General features: G+C 64.4%; 20 protein-coding genes and 1 pseudogene. 12 read left to right on the top strand and 9 right to left on the bottom strand.

Features of this window, described 5'->3' with window-relative positions; genetic code table 11:
* Position 1: 1 nt before the first annotated feature.
* The 7 genes and pseudogenes from WKC72_RS25335 to WKC72_RS25365 all read right to left on the bottom strand — a co-directional run bounded on the left by WKC72_RS25335 (position 2) and on the right by WKC72_RS25365 (position 7,784).
* Positions 2 to 1,600, bottom strand: a complete 1,599-nt coding sequence (locus tag WKC72_RS25335) for an acyl CoA:acetate/3-ketoacid CoA transferase (protein WP_370180000.1) — start codon at positions 1,598 to 1,600, stop codon at positions 2 to 4.
* Positions 1,597 to 2,117, bottom strand: a pseudogene (locus WKC72_RS25340) (SDR family NAD(P)-dependent oxidoreductase). The gene WKC72_RS25335 and the pseudogene WKC72_RS25340 overlap by 4 nt, the downstream one beginning before the upstream one ends.
* Entirely contained in the window at positions 2,114 to 3,631 is a 1,518-nt protein-coding gene (locus WKC72_RS25345; RefSeq protein WP_370180002.1) for a sugar ABC transporter ATP-binding protein, read from the bottom strand. Before WKC72_RS25345 ends, WKC72_RS25340 begins: the two are co-directional and overlap by 4 nt.
* Positions 3,628 to 4,662, bottom strand: a complete 1,035-nt coding sequence (locus tag WKC72_RS25350; protein ID WP_037227702.1) for an ABC transporter permease — start codon at positions 4,660 to 4,662, stop codon at positions 3,628 to 3,630. Before WKC72_RS25350 ends, WKC72_RS25345 begins: the two co-directional genes overlap by 4 nt.
* A gap of 14 nt (positions 4,663 to 4,676) precedes the next feature.
* Positions 4,677 to 5,789 carry a substrate-binding domain-containing protein gene (locus tag WKC72_RS25355; protein WP_037227704.1) on the bottom strand — a complete coding sequence of 371 codons (1,113 nt, stop codon included), beginning with the start codon at positions 5,787 to 5,789 and terminating at the stop codon, positions 4,677 to 4,679.
* A 104-nt stretch (positions 5,790 to 5,893) separates the two neighbouring features.
* Entirely contained in the window at positions 5,894 to 6,700 is an 807-nt protein-coding gene (locus WKC72_RS25360) for an IclR family transcriptional regulator (protein ID WP_052032901.1), read from the bottom strand.
* A 241-nt stretch (positions 6,701 to 6,941) separates the two neighbouring features.
* Positions 6,942 to 7,784, bottom strand: a complete 843-nt coding sequence (locus tag WKC72_RS25365) for a MaoC/PaaZ C-terminal domain-containing protein (protein ID WP_370180006.1) — start codon at positions 7,782 to 7,784, stop codon at positions 6,942 to 6,944.
* A gap of 104 nt (positions 7,785 to 7,888) precedes the next feature.
* On the opposite strand from WKC72_RS25365, the gene WKC72_RS25370 reads away from it, so the two are divergent.
* From WKC72_RS25370 to WKC72_RS25390, 5 genes are all read left to right on the top strand, one after another.
* Positions 7,889 to 8,935: a LacI family DNA-binding transcriptional regulator gene (locus tag WKC72_RS25370; protein ID WP_370180008.1), complete on the top strand. Its 1,047-nt coding sequence runs from the start codon at positions 7,889 to 7,891 to the stop codon at positions 8,933 to 8,935.
* A 79-nt stretch (positions 8,936 to 9,014) separates the two neighbouring features.
* On the top strand, positions 9,015 to 9,692 hold the full coding sequence (locus WKC72_RS25375) for a CoA-transferase (protein ID WP_370180010.1): 678 nt from the start codon (positions 9,015 to 9,017) through the stop codon (positions 9,690 to 9,692).
* A 946-nt stretch (positions 9,693 to 10,638) separates the two neighbouring features.
* Positions 10,639 to 11,442 (top strand): enoyl-CoA hydratase/isomerase family protein, encoded by an 804-nt coding sequence (locus WKC72_RS25380; RefSeq protein WP_037227709.1) that lies wholly within the window; start codon positions 10,639 to 10,641, stop codon positions 11,440 to 11,442.
* Between the two features lie 53 nt (positions 11,443 to 11,495).
* Positions 11,496 to 12,935, top strand: a complete 1,440-nt coding sequence (locus WKC72_RS25385; RefSeq protein WP_370180013.1) for an MFS transporter — start codon at positions 11,496 to 11,498, stop codon at positions 12,933 to 12,935.
* Between the two features lie 323 nt (positions 12,936 to 13,258).
* The gene (locus WKC72_RS25390) at positions 13,259 to 14,782 is read left to right on the top strand and encodes a DASS family sodium-coupled anion symporter (protein WP_370180015.1); all 1,524 of its coding nucleotides are present in this window, start codon (positions 13,259 to 13,261) and stop codon (positions 14,780 to 14,782) included.
* 26 nt (positions 14,783 to 14,808) lie between these two features.
* Here WKC72_RS25390 and WKC72_RS25395 read toward each other — a convergent pair whose 3' ends face one another.
* On the bottom strand, positions 14,809 to 15,699 hold the full coding sequence (locus WKC72_RS25395; RefSeq protein ID WP_370180017.1) for a LysR family transcriptional regulator: 891 nt from the start codon (positions 15,697 to 15,699) through the stop codon (positions 14,809 to 14,811).
* Positions 15,700 to 15,786: 87 nt separating this feature from the next.
* Entirely contained in the window at positions 15,787 to 16,728 is a 942-nt protein-coding gene (locus WKC72_RS25400; RefSeq protein ID WP_370180019.1) for a LysR family transcriptional regulator, read from the bottom strand.
* 104 nt (positions 16,729 to 16,832) lie between these two features.
* Between WKC72_RS25400 and WKC72_RS25405 the strand changes: the two genes are divergently transcribed.
* The 7 genes from WKC72_RS25405 (at position 16,833) to trxB (ending at position 23,539) form a co-directional block, all read left to right on the top strand.
* The gene (locus tag WKC72_RS25405; RefSeq protein ID WP_037227716.1) at positions 16,833 to 17,948 is read left to right on the top strand and encodes a hypothetical protein; all 1,116 of its coding nucleotides are present in this window, start codon (positions 16,833 to 16,835) and stop codon (positions 17,946 to 17,948) included.
* 47 nt (positions 17,949 to 17,995) lie between these two features.
* On the top strand, positions 17,996 to 18,253 hold the full coding sequence (locus WKC72_RS25410; RefSeq protein WP_370180021.1) for a hypothetical protein: 258 nt from the start codon (positions 17,996 to 17,998) through the stop codon (positions 18,251 to 18,253).
* A 96-nt stretch (positions 18,254 to 18,349) separates the two neighbouring features.
* On the top strand, positions 18,350 to 19,606 hold the full coding sequence (locus WKC72_RS25415) for an IS256 family transposase (protein ID WP_370180023.1): 1,257 nt from the start codon (positions 18,350 to 18,352) through the stop codon (positions 19,604 to 19,606).
* A 228-nt stretch (positions 19,607 to 19,834) separates the two neighbouring features.
* Positions 19,835 to 20,047 carry a hypothetical protein gene (locus tag WKC72_RS25420; protein WP_370180025.1) on the top strand — a complete coding sequence of 71 codons (213 nt, stop codon included), beginning with the start codon at positions 19,835 to 19,837 and terminating at the stop codon, positions 20,045 to 20,047.
* A 167-nt stretch (positions 20,048 to 20,214) separates the two neighbouring features.
* Positions 20,215 to 21,381, top strand: a complete 1,167-nt coding sequence (locus WKC72_RS25425; RefSeq protein ID WP_268790700.1) for a CaiB/BaiF CoA-transferase family protein — start codon at positions 20,215 to 20,217, stop codon at positions 21,379 to 21,381.
* Positions 21,382 to 21,394: 13 nt separating this feature from the next.
* A complete protein-coding gene (locus tag WKC72_RS25430; protein ID WP_370180028.1) occupies positions 21,395 to 22,594 on the top strand; it encodes an acyl-CoA dehydrogenase family protein in 1,200 nt (399 codons plus the stop codon).
* A gap of 12 nt (positions 22,595 to 22,606) precedes the next feature.
* Positions 22,607 to 23,539 (top strand): thioredoxin-disulfide reductase, encoded by a 933-nt coding sequence (gene trxB, locus WKC72_RS25435; protein ID WP_370180030.1) that lies wholly within the window; start codon positions 22,607 to 22,609, stop codon positions 23,537 to 23,539.
* The last annotated feature ends 9 nt before the right edge of the window (positions 23,540 to 23,548 follow it).

Consider the following 23,548-nt stretch of genomic DNA (forward strand, 5'->3'; position numbering starts at 1 on the left):
GTCAGTTCTCCTCGCTGGTCGTGCCGGCCGTGGCCGGCCCGATGTGTGTTCTCGCTCGTGTCTCCCGAAACAGGGAGGGATGCATCTGTCCGACGGATTCGGAGATCTTGGGCCGAAAGTCCATCAGCGCCACGATCTGCTCGGTCGTCCATCCCGGAGCCACCTCGATCAGGACGGGCCCGTCGTCGCCGAGTGCGAAGACCGCCCGTTCGGTGATGTAGAGGACCTCTTGACCGCGTTCGCGGGCCAGCCGGGCGTTGAAGGTGATCTGCCGGACCTTCTGGACGAACTTGTGGTGCTTGCCTTCGCTGGTGACCCGCAGGGCCGATCCGGTCAGGTCCGTGCGCAGACCACCGGCGGTGAGGGAACCGCAGAAGACCACCTTCTTGGCGGCCTGCGAAATGTTGATGAAGCCGCCGGCGCCGAAGATCCGGCCGTCGACGAGCGAACTGTTGACGTTGCCTTCCATGTCGACTTCGGCGAAGCCGAGGCAGGTCACGTCGAGTCCTCCCCCGTCGTAGAAATCGAATTGCGAGGCGTGCTCGATGACCGCCTCGGGGTTCATCGTCACTCCGAAGATGACTCCGCGTTCCGGCACTCCGCCGACCAGTCCCTGCTCGACGGTGAGGGTCATCTCGCCCAATCTTCCCTCTTCCAAGGCCGCGGTTGCGACCCCGTCGGCCATCCCGACACCGAGATTCACCACTGCACCGTAAGGGATTTCGTCGAGCGCGCGGCGGGCGACCACCTTGCGTTCGCTGAGCGGCATCGCCGGGGAGCGCCCGAACGGAACGTACAGTTCGCCGGAGAAGGCGGGGTTGTAGTGGTTGATCGCGGTCTGCCACTGATCCTCGTCGACGACCACCGCATCGACGAGGTGACCGGGAACGACCACACTCTTCGGGCTCAGTGTGTGCGCTGCCGCCACCCGCTTGACCTGGGCGATGACGATGCCTCCGCTGTTGCGGACCGCCATCGCCGCGGCCAACACCCCCAGCTTGGCGGTCTCGTGCTCGAGTGTCAGGTTGCCGTGCTCGTCTGCTGTGGTGCCGCGAATCAGGGCGACGTCGAACGACGGGCTGGGATAGTAGAGGTATTCCTCGCCCTCGAGTTCGAGGACCTTCACCAGATCCGCGGTCGTCGCGTCGTTCAGTTTTCCGCCGCCGTGCCGCGGATCGATGAAGGTCCCCAGCCCGACCTTGGTGACCAGGCCCGGCCTGTGCGCTGCGCTCTCCCGAAGCAGCTGCGCCAGCACACCTTGCGGCAGATTGTAGGCCTCGATCTCGCCGTCGTGCGCCATGGTCGACAGAGTGGGCGTCATCGCCCAGTGTCCGGCGACCGCCGTCTTGACCAGACCGGGGATCGCCATCATGTCCATCCCGGCGCCGTTGCGATCACCGATACCACTGCAGAAGTACACGGACAGTTCCGACGGTGCCGCGGTGTGCCGGTATCGCTCGGCGACGGCCGCGATCAGCGCCGACGGCTCGATGACCCCGCCTCCGGACGCTTCGACCAGCACACGTGCGCGGTCGGGAATTCGGTCGACCGCCTCGCGTGCGGTGAGAAAGTCGGGTGCGATCTTTCCGCTGGTTCTCATGGCATTACTCCTCCCCCGTTGACGTGAATGGTTTGTCCGGTCACGAAGCTGGCGTCCGTGCCCGCAACCCAGGAGACCGCGGCCACCTCGTCGGCGGTGCCGAAGCGCTTCATCACCTGCTGCTGTGTCTTCTGCTCGACCCATTCGGGGGTCGCGTGCGCTGCGGTCATCGGTGTCTCGATCGGTCCCGGGCCACGCAATTGACCCGGACATCGGGGCCGAGTTGTCGCGCGAGGGCCCGGGTCAACCCCGAAACCCCTGCATTCGATGCCGCATATGCGGCACAGTCGATTCCGCCCGTGTATCCGAGCTGACTTCCGATGGTGACGATGGCCCCACCGGTTCTGCGGAGCTCGTCCATGGCCGCGATCGCGCAGAGGAAAGTCCCGGTCAGGTTCACCGACAGTGTGTGGTTCCACGTTGCGAGGTCCAGGTCGTCGATCGCCCGTTGGCGGCATGTCACGGCACCGCCCAACCCGCCCTCCGCGCCGGTCACGACGGCGACCGGCGCGCTCATATGATCGCACCTTGAAAGGCGAGTCGCATAACCGACTCCTCGGTGGCATCCGCCCGCGAGAGCTCGCCTACTGTTCGTCTGCCGCGCATGACCACAATGCGGTCCGAGGCGCCGAGAAGTTCGGGAAGCACGGAAGACACCATGATGATCGCGATGCCGTTGTCTGCCAGTTCACGGATGAGTCTGTGCACTTCGGCTTTCGCACCGACATCGATGCCGCGGGTCGGTTCGTCGAGCAGCAGGACGCGTGGGTTGGTGGCCAGTACCTTGGCGAGCGCGACCTTCTGCTGGTTGCCGCCGGACAGGGCGCCGACCGGCAACGAGGTGCTCGCCGCCTTGATGCGGAGTTCTCGGAAGAACTTGTCGACGATCTTGGTGCCGCGTCTGCGCCGCAGCCACGGTCCGCTGCTCATTTGCGCGAGACTGGCCAGCTCGATGTTGGAGCTGATCGGCAGGCCGAGGTGGAGGCCCTGGTCCTTGCGGTCCTCGGGGACGAGTCCGATCCCGCACTCGATCGCTTCGTGCGGATGGGAGGCGGTGTATTCGGTGCCGTCGAGCATCATCGTGCCCGCCGTGATTCGTGTTGCACCGAAGATCGCTTGCAGCACCTCGGTGCGTCCGCTGCCGACCAGCCCGCCGATGCCGAGGATTTCTCCCGGCGCGACGTGCAGGGATGCCGCTCGCACTCCGGGTGCTTCGATCCCGGTGACGGTCAGGATCGGATCGGCGGACGACGGAGGTGCGCTGGTGTGCCCGTGATACAGCGCGCCGAGCTCGCGGCCGATCATGTGCTTGATCAGGGAGTCTTCGGTGAACTCGGCGGTCGGTGCGGTGATGATGTGCCGGCCGTCGCGCAGCACGGTGATGGTGTCGGAGTATTCGAGTACTTCCGGCAGGTCGTGACTGATCAGGACCACGGCGGTGCCGGCATCTCGCAGCTCGCGGAGCAGTCCGAGGAGCCGACGAGAGTCGTCGTGCGGAAGCGACGAGGTCGGCTCGTCGAAGAATACGATCCGTGCGTCGAGAGCGATGGTGCGGGCTATCTCGACGAGCTGTTGTTCGGCGATAGACAACCGGCCGGCGTCCTGACGGGGATCGATCGAGAGACCGACCCGGGCGAGGTAGCGCGAGGCGTCGGTCGACAGGGCCTTTCGATCCACGAATCCCCAGCGCGACGGTTCGGCACCGACCAGAACGTTCTCGGCCACCGACACCGAACCGATCACCGACAGTTCTTGGTGCACGATCGCGATTCCGTGTTCGGCGGCGTGCGCCGGGCTCTTGATCGACACCGGATCGCCGTCGAGGAGGATGTCGCCGTCGTCCGGTGTCGCGAAACCGGACAGGATCTTCGACAGCGTCGATTTGCCAGCGCCGTTCTCCCCGATCAGGGCGTGGATCTTTCCGGGCTCGAGTGCGATCGATACATCCTCGAGCGCCGAGACACCCGCGTAACGCTTCGAAATTCCGCGTGCTTCGAGGAGTCCGGTTCGGACGGCGGTGTCGACGGTCATTCGCCCGGCTCCCCTCGGGTGACTCGGTCGAGCACCACGGCGGCAACGACGACGGCGCCGGTGACGATCTGCTGCCAGTAGAACGGGACGTTCATCAGGGTGAGACCGTTACCGAGAACCGCGATGACCAGCGCGCCGAGGAACGTGCCGGCCAGTCTGCCGCGCCCCCCGAATAGGCTTGTACCGCCGACGACGACCGCGGCGATGACATCGAGTTCGAAACCGACGCTTCCTGCCGGTTGCCCGGAGGACAGCTTCGCGCTGAGTATCAGGGATGCCACGCCGGCACAGAATCCTGCGAACACGAAGGCGAACAACAGAACTCGCGAGACCCGGATCCCGGACAGGCGTGCGGCTTCCTTGTTGCCGCCGACCGCGTAGATCCGCCGGCCGATCTTCAGCCGGTGAAGGATCACGTACCCGACGGCGAAGGTGACGCCCATGATGATGACCGGCACAGGAACCGGCCCGACCTTGCCGATGCCGATCTGCGTGAATGCGGAGTTGTTGATCGAGATGGGGTAACTGTCGGTGATCAGCAGGGCTATTCCGCGCAGAGCCGTCAGGGTCGCGAGCGTGGCGATGAATGCGGGGACCTTCGCTACCGTCACGAGAATCCCGTTGAGCAATCCGCAGCCGATCGCGGCGACCAGGGTGATCGCAACGGCCGCGCCCGCTGCCATGCCGGTCGACAACGTTGCGTGCTGGAGATACAGCGCGGCGACGCTGCCTGTCAGGGCAACGATCGATCCGACCGAAAGGTCGATTCCGGCAACGAGAATCACGACGGTGGCACCGACTGCCGCGATCGCGGTGATGGACACTTGCTGCAGAACGTTGGTCAGGTTGTTGGCTGTGATGAAGTTCGGCGCCTGGACCGAGAAGAAGGCAACGAGGAGGATCAGGGCAACGACGGGGCCGAGCTGGGCGAGTTGCTTGACCGCGTTGCCGTCGAGGATGCGTGCCCGCGGGGTGTCGACGGGTGCCGACGGTGGCTTCGACGGGCTTGGCACGGATGTTGTGGTTGTCATGAGGACTCCCGAGTTCAGAAAGCGGGTTGCGTGGTTGCGGTGTCGTCCTTGGTCACCAGATCCTCATCCAAGACCTTGAACTGCGGAACTTCCTCGCCGCGAAGGTACTTGACGATCTCCTCGACGAGGATGCCGGCGGTGGGCTTGTGAATGACGGTGGCGAGCGTCTGTCCGCTGTCGATCGCGGTGAACATGTCGGTCTCGCCGTCGGCGCCGACGACGTCGACTCCAGTTCGTCCGCTGGACTGCAGTGCGGCGACTGCGCCGAGTGCCGCCTCGTCGTTCGCGCCGAACACCAGGTCGACGTCGGGGTTCGCGGCGAGCATGTTCTGGGCGGCCTTCTCGGAATCAGCGCGGCGATAGTTGCCGGGCTGCTCGGCGACGATGTCGAACGTGCATGCCCGCAGCAGGGGAAGCATGAACGCTCCGACCCGGGCATCGCTCGACGCATCCCCGGGGATTCCGGAGACAACGGCTACCTTGATGTCTTGTTGTCCCGCATAGTGTTCGACGACCCATTCGCCGAGTTGGCGACCTTCAGTGGCGTAGGGTGCCAGCACCTGGGACGCCGGCTTCACTCCCAGCATGCCCTTCTGTGTGAAGAAGTACGGCACCCCGGCCGTGGAGGCCTGCGACAGGACGGCGTTGAGTCCTTCGGTGTTCGCGGGCATCATCATCAGCGCATCCGTGCCCTGCGCGACGGCGGTCTGGATGTCGTTGAACTGCTGGTTGACGTCGTCATTGGCGCTGATGACGTTGATCTCGACGCCGAGGTCGCGGGCAGTCTCCTCGGCGAGTTGCTTCTGCTTGACGAGGAAGGGGTGGCTGAGTCCTTCGATCGAGAACGTGATCTTGATCGGGTCGTCGGCGCGCTTCGGCTCGGGGTTGGTGTTGGTTCCCTTGTCCGAGTTCGCGGCAGCGATTCCGTACAGGTTGCCGGCGAGCTTCTTCTGGATGTCTGCGATCTGGTCGTGGTTCTTGGCGCATCCGCCGTCGTCGATGACGACGTCGGCAACCGAAGCCTCGACAGCGGTGGCGTTGTTGTCGACGCTCGAGCTGCACGCGGTTCCGGCAACGAGTATCGCGGCGCAGGCAAGCGCGGGAATCAGAGCACGGGATTGCTTCATGGGGTTCCTTCTGGCGGAGGTGCCTACTCGGGGCATGTTTGTTCGACCGCTGTGTTTGCAGCGGTGGAGGTGGCAAGTACGTTGTGCGGTAGAGCTACTCGGTGCTAGTCGATGGGGAGGAGCGTGTCGGCGCCAATGGAGGGGCGTCTGATTCGGGAGAGTTCGGCGGTAAGTTTCGAGGCGGTGTCCAGCACGAGATCGGCGAATCGCGAGCGAAGGTCGGATTCGGTGACACGGAAGATCGGGCCACCCACACAGATCGCCGCGGCCACGGCGCCGGTCGCATCGAACACGGGAGCCGCGATGGAGCGCACTCCGAGCTCACGCTCTTCGAGGCTGAGTGCGAATCCGTCGCGTCGAACGTCCTGCATCACTCGATGCAGTTCTTCCGTGTCGGTGATAGTCGAGTCGGTGTATCGGGTCAGGTCCAGTTGGTCGATGATCCGATCGCCGACTCCCGACGGCAGAAACGCGAGGATCACCTTGCCCTGACTGGTGGCGTGCAGCGGAATCTGTTGCCCCGGTTCGCCGTACATTTGCACGGAATGCGACGAAGCCATACAGACGAGGTAGGTCAACCGCAGGCCGCGTCGAACCGACATGAACACCGTCTCCGTCGTGGCGTCACGCAGCTGCGCAAGCAATGGCCTACCCAGTTCCTCGAGCGCGTAGCGATCTACGCCCTCACCCGCAAGAACCTGAATCTGCGGACCCGGCGAGTACTTACCCGACGCACCGTCTTGGACAGCGAACCCGCGCTCGCGAAGAACACGCAGCAGTCGGTGCGCGGTAGGGACCGTCAGATCGGTTGCCTTTGCGATGTCTCCTGCCGTGATTCCTTCGGGGTGGAGGGATACTCGAGTCAGGACGTCGAGAAGTCGATACGCACTCTGCGCTCCGGGCGTTTCCATATTGTGGACCTCAATCCATAGTGTGGAGTGCGGTAAATGTAATCCACATCACTAACGCTAGTCAAGGGTTGAACCCCACAACAATGCCCAGTGCAGAAGGATGCGTCCGAATAGGTACGAGCGTTGGATGTGTTCGGAGGCAGGCCATTTGAGGCTCAAAGTACGACGAGGAGCCCCAGCGGGCGCACACGCCCGCTCGGGCTCCTCGTCCTGGAAGCTCGCAGCAATCGCTGCGGCACGATCAGTCGACCGACGCCGACTTCTTGAACGCAACGACGGCCTGACCAGACATCACGGCCGTACCCGTGTCGACGTCGGTGATCTCCAGGTCGAAATGCGCTCGGCCTGTCCGCGGATCAGTCTCAACGCAGGTCACGGTGGCGTCGACCACCGAGTTGACGAACGTCGGCGCGTGGAGTTCGAACGTATAGCTCTTCGAGACCCCGCCGGGAGCGACGAGCGATGTCAGCGCCGACTGGACATAGCCGGCGACCAACATCCCATGCGCGACCCGTTTTCCGAACGGCGTCGATGCGGCATACTGCGCGTCGACGTGGATCGGATTGCGGTCGTCCGACAGGTCGGCGTAGGCATCCACCGCACCCGCGTCGACCACGAACCGTCGAGTCGCAGTATCCCCCACCGTCAATGATGCAATCGTGACGATCTCTGCAGTCACGACGCCCGGCCCGTCTCGGTGATGGCGAGAACCTCGACATCGGCGCAGACCTGAACACTTCTCATTGTTTGCATAGTGGCTCCCGTGAATCCTGCGGGGTGTCGACGTTGCGCCACGCTGAGCGGAACGCCGAACCGCCGCGCCAACGAGCGGGACAGATTGCTCCCGGCCTGGGCCCACTTGTCGCGGGTACCCGAACTCACCGTAGAGGGCAGTGGGAACACCGTCAAGAAATCGTTTACCGCGCGTGGCCAACCGTGCCACGTAGCCAGCACCGGGCGACGGCCGTGGATCCGCGCCCTCACGGCCGAGGTGCGGCACCCGACCCACACGGAACCCGGAAATCGATTCTGGATCGATCCATTCCTGTTTCCGCAGATGACCGGCCAGATGACCGATCGACATCCGGAAGGTACTGCGAACTGCGAGAACAAGCTCTTGGATCGATCCAGGTTCTCGTGTATGTTCTGTATCGCAGGTCACACTGGACGAGAGACAGGGTCGAGGTCATGGGGCGAGTCACACTCTCCGACGTCAGCCGCCACGCCGGCGTGTCCCGATCGACGGCGTCTCTTGTCCTCAACGACAGCCCGAGCGTCGCGCCGGAGACCACACGCCGTGTACGTGAGGCGATGAAGGCACTCGGATACGTCTACAACCGGCACGCCGCGATGCTTCGCAATCCTCGGTCGATGACCCTCGGCCTCGTAGTCACCGAGGTGCAGAACCCCTACTTCGCCGAACTCGCCATGACCCTCGAAGACGTCGCCGACCGCGCCAACTACGCCGTCTTCATCGGCTACAGCCGCGACGACCCCACCCGCCAGCGGCGTCTACTCGACCGGCTCGTCGAACGCAGCATCGATGGATTGATCCTGCTCCCCGCGGGCGAAACCCAGGCCTCGGACATCGACGACCTGCTCGCGGCGAGCGGCATCCCGCTTGTACTCCTGGCCCGACACTTCGACCTCCGCCACGACTACGTCGGCGCCGACAACGTCGAAGCCGGACGACTGCTCGGCCACCACCTGCGTTCGATGGGTGCACGGACCGTGGCCATGGTCGGCGGCCCCCAGCACACCTCGGCACGCCGCGAGCGCGAGCAGGGCTTTCTGGCCGCCATCGCCGGATCCGACATGACCATGTACCCCACCGACGGACTGTTCGGGGAGGCGACCCCGGACGGCGGCGCCGACGCCACCCGCCGCCTGCTCGACCGCGGCGAGATCCCGGACGCGATCGTGGCCTACAGCGACATCGTTGCCGTCGGCGTCTACGCCGAACTGACCCGACGCGGCCTCGAGCCCGGCCGCGACATCGCTGTCGGCGGCTTCGACGACATCGCCGGTTCCGCTCACCGCACGCCGCCGCTGACCACCGTCGCCACCTTCCCCACCAAGATCGGGGAGAAGTGCGGCGAACTGATCCTCGAACGCCTCGGCCAACCTCAGACGCCGGACGGCACTACTGCCGCCACTCCGTACAGTCACCAGCTCGTCGAGCCTGCGCTTCGAGTGCGCGCCTCCACCGCCGCCTGGCGTCCTCGCCGCGGGTAGGCACACCTCACTCCGGATACCGCCCTACCAACCGCCTCGACATGACCAAAAAGTAAGCGCTTTCACAGCTAGGAGCCAGATGATGCACACCCCCCGCGTACTCACCGCCCGCCAGGCTGCCGACCTCGTCGAGGACGGCGACATCGTCACCGTCAGTTCCTCATCGGGACTGGGCTGCCCAGACGCGGTGCTCGCCGGCCTCGGACAGCGGTACGTAGAGACGCAGTCACCGACGAACCTGACCAGCGTGCACCCGATCGCGGCCGGTGACATGTGGGGTATCAAGGGCATCGACCACCTGACGCACAATGGGATGCTCGCACGCGTGATCGCCGGCTCCTACCCATCCGGACCCTCGTCGGCGGAGCCGCCCCGAATCTGGCAGATGATCGAGAACAACGAGGTCGAGGCATACAACTTCCCCTCTGGTGTGCTGTTCCACTTGCACCGCGCGGCCGCCGCCAAGCAGCCCGGCGTGCTGACCAAGGTCGGCCTCGACACCTTCGTCGACCCCCGGATCAGCGCGGGCCGGATGAACACCATCACCCCGGACGCCTTCGTCCGCGTCCACGAACTCGACGGTCAGGAGTGGCTGTTCTACGACGCCCTCGTCCCGAATGTCGCGACACCCACGGCAACCTCACCTTCGAGGAGGAGCCGTCCCCGCTCGGCGCCCTCGACCTCGCCTACGCAGCCCACAACAACGGCGGCATCGTCATCGCCCAGGTCAAGTACCTGGCCGAGGGCGGAAGCCTGAGCCCGCAGGCGGTGCAGGTGCCGGGCATCCTCGTCGACACCCTCGTGCTCGCGCCGGATCAGCTACAGACCACCCAAACCCCGTACGACCCAGCCATCTCCGGTGAGCTGCGCCGCCCGCTGAGCACTCTCGAACCGGTGCCGTTCACCCTCGAGAAGATCATGGCCCGCCGCGCCGCAACCGAGCTGCAGTCCGGCGAGATCGCCAATCTCGGCTTCGGCGTCTCGGCCCTGGTTCCCCACGTCCTGGTCGAGGAGGGGCTCGCCGACGCGGTGTCCTGGGTGATCGAGCAGGGTCCGGTCGGCGGTGTTCCACTGTTGGACTTCGTCTTCGGGGTTGCACAGAACCCGGACGCGATCATGCAGAGCTCGGACCAGTTCACTCTGCTGCAGGGCGGCGGCTTCGAGCACACCCTGCTCTCCTTCCTCGAAATCGATCGACACGGCAACGTCAACGTGCACAGCCTCCCCAAGCGCCGGCACGTCACCGCCGGCGTCGGCGGGTTCGCCGACATCACCTCCGCTGCACCGTCGATCGTGTTCGTCGGCTCCTTCACCGCCGGCCGCCGCGACATCGCCATCGAGGACGGCGCCCTGCATATCCGGGCCGACGGACCACACACCAAGTTCGTCGAGGAGGTCGACTCCCCCACGTTCTCCGGCACACGCGCACTCGCCAACGGCCAGAAGGTCCTCTACGTCACCGAACGGGCCGTCCTCGAACTGCGGCCCGAGGGACTGACCGTCATCGAGATCGCGCCCGGCGTGGACCTGCAGCGCGACATTCTCGACAAGTCCGAGTTCGATCTGCTCGTCGACCCGAACCTGAAGACCATGGCGCCGGAGCTGTTCTCCCCGCGCGCGCAGGGCCTGACCCTCGCCCCACTGCCCGCGCACCCGCGCGTGCAGGCACTGCAGAGCTGACCACACTTACCGAGGAACTTTCCATGAACACCACTGAGATCCACCAGAACGTCGGCCGCATCAACGTGAGCTGGAACCGTGCCGGCCGGGTCGCGACCATCTTGATCGACCGACCGCGCAAACTCAACGCCCTCACCCTCGAGCTGCTCGACAACCTCTACACTGAACTGCGGGCCATCGAGAACTCCGACGCCCAGGTGGTGTTGTTGAAAACCGCCGGAGACAAGGCGTTCTGTGTCGGCGCCGACATCACCCAGTTCGCGCAGTTCACCCCCGCCCAGATGTGGAAACGCTGGATCACCGAAGGCCACCGGGTGTTCAACTTTCTCGCCCAGTTGCGCCAACCGACGATCGCGGTCGTCGACGGGATCGCCGTCGGCGGCGGACTCGAACTCGCCCTCGCCTGCGACCTGCGAGTCGGCGCCACCACCGCCCGCCTCGGACTCCCCGAAACCAGCCTCGGAACCATTCCCGGGTGGGGTGGCACCGAGCGTCTCACGCACGTAGTCGGGGCCGCGCGGGCCAAGGAAATGATCTTTACCCGCCGCCAACTCGACGCCGAGACGGCGCTGACATGGGGGCTGTTGACCGCGGTCTCCGACCGTGACAGTCTCGCCACCGACGTCGGGGTGATCGTCGACCGGATCCTCGAAGGTGCCCCCGCCGCTGTGCAGGTGAGCAAGCAGCTCGTCGACGCGGCCGCCGTCGGCGCCCCGTCTGTGATCCTCGAGGCCCTTGGCAGTGGGTTCACCGCGTCGACCGATGATTTCGCAGTCGGGGTCGCCGCCTTCCAGAACAAGACCACCCCCGTCTTCACCAACTCGTAAGCCCCTCAGTCCTTCTCGCTACTCAGCAGATCCCTCGACCGGATTGGCACACTATGACCCTCAATCCACACTCACCGTCCACGGCTGGTCCCGAAGCCCACACGGATATCCCGGTGGTCACCACGAAAGACCTACGCAAGGCAGCGTGGGGCGCATCCGTGGGAAGCGCCCTCGAGTATTACGACTTCGCCCTGTACAGCTTGGCGTCCGCGCTGGTGTTCGGGCCGCTGTTCTTCCCGAGTGAGAACGCCTCGACCGGGCTGGTCCTGAGTTTCGCGACGTACTTCATCGGCTTCGCCGTTCGCCCCCTCGGCGGGGTGTTCTTCGGACGGCTCGGTGACCGGCTGGGCCGCAAGTTCGTGCTGATGGCCACCATCATCATGATGGGCGTCGCCAGCACCTGTATCGGTCTGCTGCCGACCTACCACGGCAGTGAAGGCGACTGGTACTCCGGCGGCGTGGGCATGCTCGCCCCGATCCTGCTGATCCTTCTACGCATCGTCCAGGGTCTCGGCGCCGGCGCGGAGATGGCCGGCGCTTCGATCCTGATGACCGAGTACTCCCCGCCGAACAAGCGCGGCTTCTACGCGTCGCTGCCGTTCCTCGGTGTGCAGGTCGGCACCGTTACCGCGGCACTGGTCTACTTCCTCGTCTACCGCGGCCACAGCGAGATCACCGACACCTGGCTGTGGCGGGTGCCGTTCCTGGCGAGCGTCGTCATCCTCGGCGTCGCGATGTACCTGCGGGTCAACCTGAAGGAGTCGCCGACCTTCAAGAAACTCGAGGTCCGCGATCAGATCGACGAGCGGCCGCTGCACAACCTGCTCGCCCACTCCCGCCCGTCTCTGTTGCGGGGCATCGGCCTTCGCCTCGCCGAGAACGGCTCGTCCTCGATGTACCAGGCTCTGGCGGTCGCCTACGTCACCAGCGCCGCGGTCGGCATCAAGGGACCGATCGGTGCCCTCTCGCTGGTGTTCGCCGCGTCCCTCGGCGCGATCGTGATCCCTATCGCCGGCAAGCTCTCCGACCGGTTCGGCCGGGTCAGGACCTACCGCGCCTTCGCCTACTTCCAGTTGGTGTCCGCGTTCCCGATCTGGTGGGCACTGAGCCAGGGCAGCGTGGTGCTGACCATCGTCGTCATCTCATTGGCGCTCGGGATCGGGACTTGGGGAATGTTCGGCTCGCAGAGCGCATTCATGTGCGAGCTGTTCGGCTCCCGACAGCGCTACCTCGGCGTGTCGGTGGCCCGTGAAATTTCCGCGGTGCTCTCCGGCGGTATCGCACCGCTGATCGGCGCCTGGATCATCGCGATGGTCGTCGCCGCTGACGGCGGCCCGGACGTCCCCGGCGCCGGACTGGGGTCATGGGTGTTCATCGCCGGATACCTGTGCATCCTGACGCTCATCACCATCGGCACCACGTACATCACCCCCGACCCGATCAACCGCGACCTGGACGACCCACGCGACGCCATTGCCGCCGACCGCAGCTGAATCAGCGCGAAGCGACCTCAATCGCGGAGGACCGATACCCACCGAACCGAGGGGCTCTTCCCTGCCCGACGTGTCGGGCAGGGACGCCGGAGCTGTCCGACGTCCCGTAACCGTCTATATGCGTCGCGCGCATGAGTTATAGGCAAATCGTTCACTGGACCGCAATGGTTGCGGGTGCTTAACGTGACCTGACCCACATAAGCGCTTATGAACGATTCCTCATCGCACGCGTACGTATGACGTCGCGATGCCGTCCAGCGGAGGCCCAGATGACAGTGCCGACTCGAGTACCGAACACTACGGGAAACAAGGTTCCTCCCACCGTGGACAAGGAGCGTCCACCCAGCCGCACAAGGACACAAGCCATCGGCCTCCTCGTCGGCGGCATCGGGTTCGTCGCCCTACTCGTGATCCCGACGGGGTTGAGTGGACCCCAGCAACGGCTGGCAGCGATCTTGATTCTGGCCGTGGCGTTTTGGATCACCGAGGCGCTCCCGCTGGCGGTGACGTCGCTCCTCGCGATCGGACTCGCTGCAACACTCGGTATCGCGGACAGTCCCGATGGCGGCAACGGGAGTGATCTCGTTTTCTCCTCGTTCTCCTCCTCGGTCATCTTTCTGCTGATCGGAGGTTTCCTTTTCGCCAAGGCGATCAACGTGCACGGCCTCGATGCCCGGTTCGCGCTGCGTGTGCTTACCCTGCCGGGGGTCGCGAAGTCTTCCTATCGCGTGATCGTGGCCTTCGGGTTCATCGCCTTGGTGATCTCCGCATTCGTATCGAATTCGGCGACGGCGACGATGCTGTTGCCGATCGGGTTGGGTCTGATCCGCACGCTCAACCCCATCATGTCCCCAGGGGATACTGATTCATCCGGGCCCAGGCAGACCCGATTTGCGACCGCTCTCATGCTGATGATCGCGTATGCAGCGGCGGTTGGCGGCCTGTTGACGCCCATCGGAAGCCCAGCCAATCTCGTCGGCATCGGTTACATCGAAAAGCTCACGGGCAGCTCCATCGGCTTCCTGCAGTGGACAGCGGCAACAGCCCCCATCGTCGCAATCATGTTCGTCATCTTGTGCGTCGTCATCATCTCGATGAATCGCCCGGAATGCCGCGCTCTGCCCGACCTCGACTACCTGCGTCACGAGCGTGCGCAACTCGGCCGACTCTCGACAGGTGAGCGCAGCACGCTGTTCGCCTTCTGCCTGGTGTGTGCGGGATGGTTGACCCCGAGCGTTGTCTCGCTGACGTTCGGCGTCGACTCCTCGATCGCGACCTTCGTTGCCGGCCACCTCGACGACGGCGCGGTAGCAGTGATTGCGGCGACCCTGCTGTTCGTTCTGCCCGGGAGCAAACCCGGCGCCAGGGTTTTGAACTGGGAACAGGCGGTGCGAATCGACTGGGGAGTGATTGTCCTGGTCGGCGCAGGCATCGTGCTCGGCGGTCTGTTGTCCTCGACCGGTCTCGCGGATCTCGTCGGTGAGACCCTCAGCCAGAATCTGGGCTTTCCGAGCCTGTTCGTGATCACTCTCTTCGCTGTCGCAATGGCGATCCTGCTGTCCGAGACCACGAGCAATACTGCGGCTGTGGCAATAGTCGTGCCCATCGTCGTGCCCATCGCGATGGCGGCCGGCATCAATCCGGTAATTCCTGCTGTTGCCAGCGTCTTCGGCGGATCGTTCGGATTCATGCTTCCGATCGCCCAGATTCCCAACGCAATTGTGTACGGCTCCGGTTTCGTTCCGATCAAACGGATGCTTCGTACCGGATCGGTGTTCGACCTGGTCGGTTGCATCCTGATCGCTCTCGGTGTCGTCCTCTGGCTTCCGCATCTCGGCCTGGGCTGACTGGCGGACACCGGCCCCGTGGAGCTTCAACTCCGCGGGGTCTCTGCCATGGAAATGACATGCTCGAGGAAAGCGTGCGCAGCGGCAGGCATATAGCGGCTGGTAACTCGTGCAACCCCGACCACGCGGCTGGCGTCGACATCGCTGATCGGTACCTCTATGGGCAACCCGACCTGATGTGTGTCGGGAGAGGGAGGGAGAACGGCGACCCCGAGCCCGGCTGCCACCAGGCCGCGGACGGTGGGCACGTCGGCAGCTTCGAACACGATTGTCGGGGTGACACCGACTTCCTCGAAGAGCTCATCGGTGATCTGCCGAATCCCGAAGCCGCGCTTCAGTGCAACTACCGGAACCTCTGCGAGGTCGGCCAGTTGCACAGTGTCCGCAGTGGCCAGTCGATGGTCTTCGGGAACAGCCAAGATCATCGGCTCCTTCCACAGTGGTACCCATTCCACACCAGGCACTTGCGGGTCGGGAGCTGTCAGACAGAGGTCCACCGAGCCGTCCTGAAGCATCCCGACAACGGACCCTGCCCCGCCCTGTGACAGCTGGAAGCGCACATTCGCATGAGTCCGCCGGAACTCTCGAAGCAGGCGAGGGACCAGGATCGGTCCGACAGAGGGTATGAACGCCATCGTCACGATCCCGCGGTTCGGATCCACGGCGTCGGTGATCTCCGACCATCCTCTATCGAGCGCTTTGAAGGCTTCCTCCACGCGGGCCCGGAAGATCTCGCCGTACCGGTTCAGTCGTACCGTTCGTCCGACACGATCGAACAGCGGAACTCCCAGTTCGTCTTCCAAACGTCCGATGGCACGGCTCAGCGCCGATTGCGACATGAATCTATTCTCGGCGGCTTGCCCGAAGTGCCCGAACCGCGCTGCAGCGGAAAATGCCTCCAGATCACGCAGTTCCATCGAGGCAACGCCCACAATCAATGTGTGTCATGCATCGAGTTTGCGGGCATTGATCACCTCGGCGCACCTATCCGTGACAACTTCGGGTCACGCTTCTGGTCGGAGCTGAGGGTGTCGCAGCGTCAGATCGTGCAGATACTGCGGTCCCGTGCGGCGAGCGACGTCGACGAAGCCTGCGACGAGAGGCGACTGTTGGCCCGCGCGCCAGGCGAGCGACAGCGGGCGGTGCGGGAGCGGGTCGTGGAGTGGAACGAACCGGACTCCCTGGCGGCTGAGATTGATGAACGATGTAGGCAGCAATGCCACCCCCGCACCGGAGGCAACAAGCGCCAGAATGGTTTGAATGCGCGGAGATTCCTCGACGACGGTTGGTTGGATCCTGTGTTGCCGGAACAGCTCGACCACATCGGCGAAGGTGGTCGGCGCTGCGGCCCGCGTCCACAGGATGATGGGTTCATCGGCCAGTATCCTTGGGTCTATTCTCCCGCGGTCAGCGAGAGGGTCGTCATCGCACACGACGGCCGCGAGCGGGTCGTCGATCAGCGTCTCCACAGTCAGCGTCGGTTCGTCCACGGGCCCACGTAGGAATCCGACGTCGAGTCGATGTTCGGTGAGCTGAACGATCTGGTCCGCTGTACCCAGTTCCGCGAGTTCGAGTTTGACGTCCGGGTACGCACGACGGTGGGCACGCATCACATACGACAACACCCCATCGACGGCAGCTTGCAGGGCGCCGATATGCAGATGCCCCAGGTGCCCGGTGGCGGCCCGCCGTGCTGCGGCGAAGGCTCGTTCCCCGTGCACGAGCGAGAGGCGAGCCTCCTCGAACAGGGCATGACCGGCATCGGTGAGTTCGATCGGCCGCCGTGAACGATCGATGAGCTCGACCCCCAGCTGGTGCTCGAGCTTACGGATCTGCTGACTCAGCGGCGGTTGCGCCATATGCAGCCGTTCGGCTGCGCGTCCGAAGTGACGTTCTTCGGCGACCGTGACGAAATAGCGGAGTAATCGCATCTCCGGATCATTCATATACACAGAATATAATAGGTGACCAAACATGTCTTGGACTGTGATGGTGTAGCGGACTTACGGTTGGCCTAGGTAATTCAGATCTACCCAGGAGGACAACCGAAATGACTGCCGTACAACCCCGCATCGACCACAACGACCTGGTCGAGCACTACTTCAACCAGCCGTGGAGCGACGGCCTGCCAGTCGTTCCCCCCACGCCGGACCGAGTCGCGGCCGTGGTCGAGGCACTCGGCGGCAATCCCCAAACCCTCGAGGCACGAATCCCACCGCGATGGGGCAGCCTGACCCGCGAACTCCTCGCAGTCAACATGGTGATGGCCGGCTGCAAGCCGGAATATGCACCCGTCGTGCGCGCCGCAGTACTCGCCCTGGCGGACACCCGCTTCAACCTCAACGGAATCCAAGCCACCACCCATGTCGTCTCGCCGCTGATCGTGGTCAACGGTCCGATCGCTCGCGAGATCGGCATGAACTCCGGGGGGAATCTTTTCGGCTCCGGCAACCGAGCGAACGCGACCATAGGCCGGGCAGTGCGACTGATCATGCTCAGCGTCGGCGGGGGCATCCCCGGTGAACTCGACAAGAGCACCCTCGGCCATCCGGGCAAGTACACCTTCTGCATCGCCGAGAACGAAGAAGCCAGCCCCTGGGCTCCCTACCACGTCGAACACGGCTACGCCCCGGAGGACAGCACGGTGCTCGTCATCGGCGCCGAAGCCCCCCACAGCGTGACCAACCACATCTCCGATGACCCGCAGGGCATCTTGGACTCCATCGCCTCGGCCATGAGCACGATCGGTCACAACAACGCCGTGCTCGGCGGCTCCTGCACCGTCGTCCTCGGCATCGAACACGCACGCACGATCGCATCCTTCGGATGGACCCGCGACGACATCCGCCGGTACCTCTGGCTCAACGGAACCAATGACTGGGACAAGGTCAGCTACGGCAACCGCTACGCCCCTCCCGGCGGAACCACCTACAACCGCAACCTGCCGAAGTGGTATCCGCGCCAGTCCGGCCGACAGGTGCCGATCGTGTTTACGCCCGACGACATCCATCTGTTCATCGCGGGCGGCGCGGCCGGTCGATTCTCGGCCTTCCTGCCCGGATGGAGCACGGCGACAACGCCGGTGCTACGAGCCGTCCACGACGACACCGTGCCGACAGGCGACCCCGGCGGCCTCGAATGCTCGGACGGCTCCTGCCGCCTGTAGCTCCCCCGACCGCCCACAACACAAAATCTGACAGCGAGGAAAGAACGATGAACGATGGTATTTACGACCCCCGAGGTGTTGTCGAAGTGGAGGCCTCTCCCCTGGCAACCCGGCCGAACAGCGCAGATGGCCTTCGTCTGGCAGTGCTGAGCAACACGAAGTGGAATGCTGCCAAACTCCTGCGTGCCACCGTGCGGGCACTCGAGCAACGGGGCGTGACGTTCGCCTCCGTCGAGTACTACGACAAGGAGCACTTCTCCTGGGTAAGTCCCGCGGAGTGGTGGGAATTCGGTGAGGCAGCGTAGCCGCAGCTCGGGCGTGTCGTGGCCGAGTTATGGGTGGGCCATCGCGTAGTGATGAACGAGTTACCTACCACAGTGACTCGACCAAAGGACCACGCGATGACCCACGACCATTCTGCCCTGATCACCCAGCTCGATGCACTCAAGGGTGCCGATCCCGCGAGCGTGTTCGCCGAACTGATCCGCACCGGCCTGCAGGCGCTGATCGACGCCGAAGCCACCCAGGTACTCGGCGCCGGCCGCTACGAACGCACCGCCGAGCGCACCAACTACCGCAACGGCACCCGGCCCAAGACCGTCGCGACCACCAGCGGGGACGTCGAAGTCCAGATCCCCAAGCTGCGATCAGGGTCATTCTTCCCCAGCCTGCTCGAACGCCGGCGGCGCATCGATCAGGCCCTGTACGCGGTGATCATGGAGGCCTACGTCCACGGTGTCTCCACCCGCAACGTCGACGACCTCGTCGCTGCACTCGGCGTCGAGTCGGGGCTCTCGAAATCGCAGGTGTCACGAATCTGTGCCGGGTTGGACACCGAAATCGCCCGGTTCCGGGAGCGCACGCTGACCCACACGAGCTTTCCGTACATCTTCCTCGACGCGACGTACTGCAAGGTCCGGATCGGCGCGCACGTGGTCTCTCATGCCCTCGTGGTGGCCACCGGGGTCTCGATCGACGGCACCCGGGAAGTGCTCGGCACCGCGGTCGGAGACAGCGAATCGTTCGACTTCTGGCGCGAGTTCCTTGTCGGCCTGCGGGCACGGGGATTGTCGGGGGTGCATTTGGTGATCTCCGATGCGCATGCAGGTTTGAAAGCTGCTGTAGCCCAGCAGTTCACCGGCGCTTCCTGGCAGCGGTGCCGGGTTCATTTCATGCGCAACGTGGGATCGGTGGTCTCGTCGAAGCATGTGCCGCCGGTGATGGCGGCGATCAAGACGATCTTCGCGCACACCGAACCCGATGCTGTTGCCAAGCAATGGGACCAGGTTGCGGACACGTTGGCTGAGTCGTTTCCGAAGGTGGCGTCGATGATGCGCGAAGCGAAGGAGGATGTACTGGCGTTTCGAGGGTTTCCGAGGGCGCATTGGCAGAAGGTCTGGTCGAACAACCCGATCGAACGGCTCAACAAGGAAATCAAACGACGAGCCGATGTCGTCGAAATTTTCCCGAACCCGGCCGCATTCTTACGTCTGGCGACGGCGGTGGTGATCGAAGCGCACGACGAGTGGCAAGTCACCCGCCGGTACGTCTCCGACGTCAGCATGGACGAACTCAAAGTGGTCATCGCTGCCAAACAACGCGCCGCAACCGCCGAGACACCGGCACAATCGTTGACACCAGAACTCGAACCCGCATAACCTACAACACGACTCGTTGATCACGAACCAGATGGTTCACCGATCCGAACTACACCATTCCGTGGGACGCTATCCTTCTCCTCGGACGCAAGTGCTGAAGTAATCAACCGGATTGCCGCCGAAAACGACATTGCGCTGACTGCAATCGGCGACTGCGGTTCCTGCTGCTCCGCGTGTGTCACCGACGGTGTTCGCCTCGAACAGGCCGGACTGCCCACGGCGGTCATCGTGACCACCGAGTTCGAGCACGAAGCCCGCCTACAGCGCGACGCACGTGGAATGGCGGACCTCGAGCCCGTCGTGATCACCCACCCGATCAGCAGCCTGACTCTCGAGCAGCTCGAAGGCCGCGCCGCCGAAGTCGCTCCTCAGGCCCTCGATATCTGGTTGACAGGAACGCCCACCCGGGCCACGCGGACCGCGACGACGTCCTCCGTCTAGCAAGGCCGCGGTGGGGTGCCCAGCAGCCAGGCACCCCACCGCATCTCGAAATCCCACGGCGCTGCACCCGCCCCGGGACCGGCGGACCTCGGTCTGTCAGCCCGAAGGCATGGGTGGCGCTGTCACTACCGGCAGCGAGCACGTGCGCACCGATCCAAGGAGACGACATGACCAACCCTCCGCTCTCTCGCCTACTGGTAGCGGACTTCTCGCGAGTCCTCGCGGGCCCGTTCTGCACGATGACACTGGGCGACCTGGGCGCCGAAATCATCAAGGTCGAACGCCCCGAAGGGGACGACACCCGGGCCTGGGGTCCCCCGTTCGTCGACGATCAGAGCACCTACTACCTCGGCGTCAACCGGAACAAACGCAGCATCGTGCTCGATCTCCGCGACCCGGACGATCTCGAGGTCGCCAGGACCCTCGCCGAGCACGCAGATGTTCTCGTGGAGAACTTCCGACCCGGCACCATGGCGGGGTTCGGATTGGACGAAACCACTATTCGCCAGGCCAACCCCGAATTGGTGTACTGCAGCATCTCAGCGTTCGGTGCCGGAGCCGGCCGCGAACTCGCCGGCTACGACCTCCTCGTGCAAGCACTCGGCGGGCTGATGAGCATCACAGGACCCGATCAGAACTCACCGACGAAAGCCGGCGTCGCTCTCGTCGACGTGCTGGCCGGCCTCTTCGCCACGGTCGGAATACTATCCGCGCTCCACGAACGCGAAAGGTCCGGAGTGGGCCAGCGCGTGGAAGTGAACCTCATGTCGGCACTGCTGAGCGCATTGGCGAATCAGTCTTCGGGATACGTTCTGGCGGAAAAGATTCCCCACGCCCTCGGCAACGGACATCCCAGCATCGCCCCCTACGACACATATGCCACCGGCGGAGGCGCTCTCGTACTCGCTGTGGGCACGGACCGACAGTTCAGCGACCTCTGCTCCACTCTGGATTTCCCTCAATTGGCTCGAGACGATCGCTTCACCACCAACGAACTTCGAGTCCGGAATCGACAAGCTCTACGCGAAAGCCTCGAACGAGCGTTGGCACCGCACCCAGCGCACCATTGGACTAAAGCATTGACAGCACACGGGGTGCCCGCCGGCGCGGTCAACGACATCGCGGATGCCTTCCATCTCGCCACCGAACTCGGTCTCGAACCCGTCACAAACACCGCCGACGGCGACACCCGACTCGGACGCCAGGTAGCCAACCCCATCAGCCTGTCGGCCACACCGGTCACGTACCGAACCCGGGCACCGCACCTGGGCGAACACAGCACCGACATCCGAAGCTGGCTCGAAGAACTCGAATCCCGCCGCGAAACCGCATGACGAAGGACCACTCATGACCACCACCGAAGACCTGAAGCAGACCACTCCCCCGCCGCTGAACGCCCACGACTTCCTGAACATCGACGCCTCGCTGTCCGATGAAGAACGACTCATCCGCGACACCGTCCGCGGATTCGTCCGCCGCGACCTGCTCCACCGACTTCCCGACGCCTACGACAACGCATACCTGCCCGACGACTTCCCCCGAGCTGCAGGAGAACTGGGTCTGCTCGGCATGCACCTGCAGGGCTACGGCTGCCCCGGAACCAGCGCGGTCGCCTACGGGCTCGCCTGCCTGGAACTCGAAGCCGGCGACAGCGGCCTGCGCAGCTTCGTCTCCGTCCAGGGATCACTCGCGATGTACGCGATCTGGCGCTACGGCAGCGAGGAACAGAAGCAGACGTGGCTACCGGCGATGTCGGAAGGCAAAGCAATCGGATGCTTCGGACTCACCGAACCCGATGCCGGCAGCGACCCGTCCGGGATGCGCACCACCGCCCGCTTCGAAGACGGACAATGGGTACTCAACGGCAGCAAGATGTGGATCACCAACGGCGGCAAAGCCCACGTCGCCGTCGTGTGGGCGAAGACCCCCGACGGTATCCGCGGCTTCGTGGTCCCTCGCCACACCCCCGGCTTCTCCACCCGCGACATCAAACACAAAATGTCGCTGCGCGCATCCACCACCTCGGAACTCGTCTTCGAGGACTGCAGGCTCCCCACCAGCGCCGCACTCCCCCAGGCCACCAGCCTGCGCGCCCCCCTCTCATGCCTGACCGAAGCCCGATACGGGATCATCTGGGGAGCAGTCGGCGCAGCGAGAGCCTGCTACGAAGCGGCGCTCGACTACTCCACCACGCGCACCCAATTCGGCCGGCCCATCGCCGGTTTCCAGCTCACCCAGCGCAAACTCGTCGAGATGCTCACCGAGGTCAACACCTCACTCATGCTGGCACTCCATCTCGGCCGACTCAAGGACGCCGGACAACTCCACCCCCAGCAGGTCAGCTTCGGCAAACTGCACAACGTGCAGAGCGCCCTCGACGTGGCCCGCAGCGCCCGCACCATCCTGGCAGCCAACGGCATCACCCTCGAATACCCGGTGATGCGGCACATGGCCAACCTCGAATCCGTCCTGACCTACGAAGGAACCGGCGAAATCCACACCCTCATCGTCGGCCACGCCATCACCGGCGTTGCCGCCTTTCACTGACTCGGAGCAACCATGAACTCCCCACGCGACGTCATCATCATCGGCGGCGGGCCCGCCGGTTACACCGCCGCCATCTACACCGCCCGCGCAAACCTGCACCCGCTGGTCTTCGAGGGCACCCAATACGGCGGCGCACTCATGCAAACCACCGAGGTCGAGAACTTTCCCGGCTTCGTGGAAGGAATTCAGGGACCCGAGTTGATGGACACCCTGCGCAAGCAAGCCGAACGCTATGGTGCGGAGCTGATCGCCAGGGACGTCTCCACCGTCGACCTGGGTGACGAGATCAAGCGCGTCTCCACCGATGATCGTCAGTACACGGCCAAAACCGTTGTCCTGGCGATGGGATCGGCCTACCGCGCCCTCGGGATGCCCAACGAGAAACGTCTGTCCGGGCACGGAGTGTCCTGGTGCGCCACCTGTGACGGCTTCTTCTTCCGCGATCAGCACATCGCAGTGATCGGCGGCGGAGACTCCGCGCTGGAAGAAGCGATGTTCCTGACCCGGTTTGCGGCCAGCGTGAACGTGATTCACCGCCGGGACACACTGAAGGCCTCGAAGATCATGCAGGAACGCGCGTTCGCAAACTCCAAGATCCGGTTCCTGTGGAACAGCGTCGCCGAGGACGTGATCGGCGTCGAGCAGGTTGCCGGACTCGTGGTGCGTGACACGGCCACCGATCAACTTTCGACGTTGCGCGTGACCGGGGTGTTCATCGCGATCGGGCACGATCCGCGCAACGAGCTCGTGCATGGACAAGTCGCACTCGACGATGCCGGATACGTCCTGACCGAAGGACGAACCTCGCGGACGCCGGTGTCCGGTGTGTTCGCGTGCGGCGACCTCGTCGATCACACCTACCGGCAGGCGATCACTGCGGCCGGCAGTGGCTGCAGTGCAGCACTAGACGTCGAACGGTATCTGGCAGCTGCCGGATCTCACTAGGGGGAATTT

This window comes from Rhodococcus wratislaviensis, assembly GCF_041228765.1.
Classification (GTDB): Bacteria; Actinomycetota; Actinomycetes; order Mycobacteriales; family Mycobacteriaceae; genus Rhodococcus_F; species Rhodococcus_F wratislaviensis.

What these genes read in the sequence shown, in the direction of transcription:
- WKC72_RS25335 (WP_370180000.1), bottom strand. Translation starts at nt 1,600, where the DNA reads ATGAGAACCAGCGGAAAGATCGCACCCGACTTTCTCACCGCACGCGAG.
- WKC72_RS25345 (WP_370180002.1), bottom strand. Translation starts at nt 3,631, where the DNA reads ATGACCGTCGACACCGCCGTCCGAACCGGACTCCTCGAAGCACGCGGA.
- WKC72_RS25350 (WP_037227702.1), bottom strand. Translation starts at nt 4,662, where the DNA reads ATGACAACCACAACATCCGTGCCAAGCCCGTCGAAGCCACCGTCGGCA.
- WKC72_RS25355 (WP_037227704.1), bottom strand. Translation starts at nt 5,789, where the DNA reads ATGAAGCAATCCCGTGCTCTGATTCCCGCGCTTGCCTGCGCCGCGATA.
- WKC72_RS25360 (WP_052032901.1), bottom strand. Translation starts at nt 6,700, where the DNA reads ATGGAAACGCCCGGAGCGCAGAGTGCGTATCGACTTCTCGACGTCCTG.
- WKC72_RS25365 (WP_370180006.1), bottom strand. Translation starts at nt 7,784, where the DNA reads ATGTCGATCGGTCATCTGGCCGGTCATCTGCGGAAACAGGAATGGATC.
- WKC72_RS25370 (WP_370180008.1), top strand. Translation starts at nt 7,889, where the DNA reads ATGGGGCGAGTCACACTCTCCGACGTCAGCCGCCACGCCGGCGTGTCC.
- WKC72_RS25375 (WP_370180010.1), top strand. Translation starts at nt 9,015, where the DNA reads ATGATGCACACCCCCCGCGTACTCACCGCCCGCCAGGCTGCCGACCTC.
- WKC72_RS25380 (WP_037227709.1), top strand. Translation starts at nt 10,639, where the DNA reads ATGAACACCACTGAGATCCACCAGAACGTCGGCCGCATCAACGTGAGC.
- WKC72_RS25385 (WP_370180013.1), top strand. Translation starts at nt 11,496, where the DNA reads ATGACCCTCAATCCACACTCACCGTCCACGGCTGGTCCCGAAGCCCAC.
- WKC72_RS25395 (WP_370180017.1), bottom strand. Translation starts at nt 15,699, where the DNA reads ATGGAACTGCGTGATCTGGAGGCATTTTCCGCTGCAGCGCGGTTCGGG.
- WKC72_RS25400 (WP_370180019.1), bottom strand. Translation starts at nt 16,728, where the DNA reads ATGAATGATCCGGAGATGCGATTACTCCGCTATTTCGTCACGGTCGCC.
- WKC72_RS25405 (WP_037227716.1), top strand. Translation starts at nt 16,833, where the DNA reads ATGACTGCCGTACAACCCCGCATCGACCACAACGACCTGGTCGAGCAC.
- WKC72_RS25410 (WP_370180021.1), top strand. Translation starts at nt 17,996, where the DNA reads ATGAACGATGGTATTTACGACCCCCGAGGTGTTGTCGAAGTGGAGGCC.
- WKC72_RS25415 (WP_370180023.1), top strand. Translation starts at nt 18,350, where the DNA reads ATGACCCACGACCATTCTGCCCTGATCACCCAGCTCGATGCACTCAAG.
- WKC72_RS25425 (WP_268790700.1), top strand. Translation starts at nt 20,215, where the DNA reads ATGACCAACCCTCCGCTCTCTCGCCTACTGGTAGCGGACTTCTCGCGA.
- WKC72_RS25430 (WP_370180028.1), top strand. Translation starts at nt 21,395, where the DNA reads ATGACCACCACCGAAGACCTGAAGCAGACCACTCCCCCGCCGCTGAAC.
- trxB (WP_370180030.1), top strand. Translation starts at nt 22,607, where the DNA reads ATGAACTCCCCACGCGACGTCATCATCATCGGCGGCGGGCCCGCCGGT.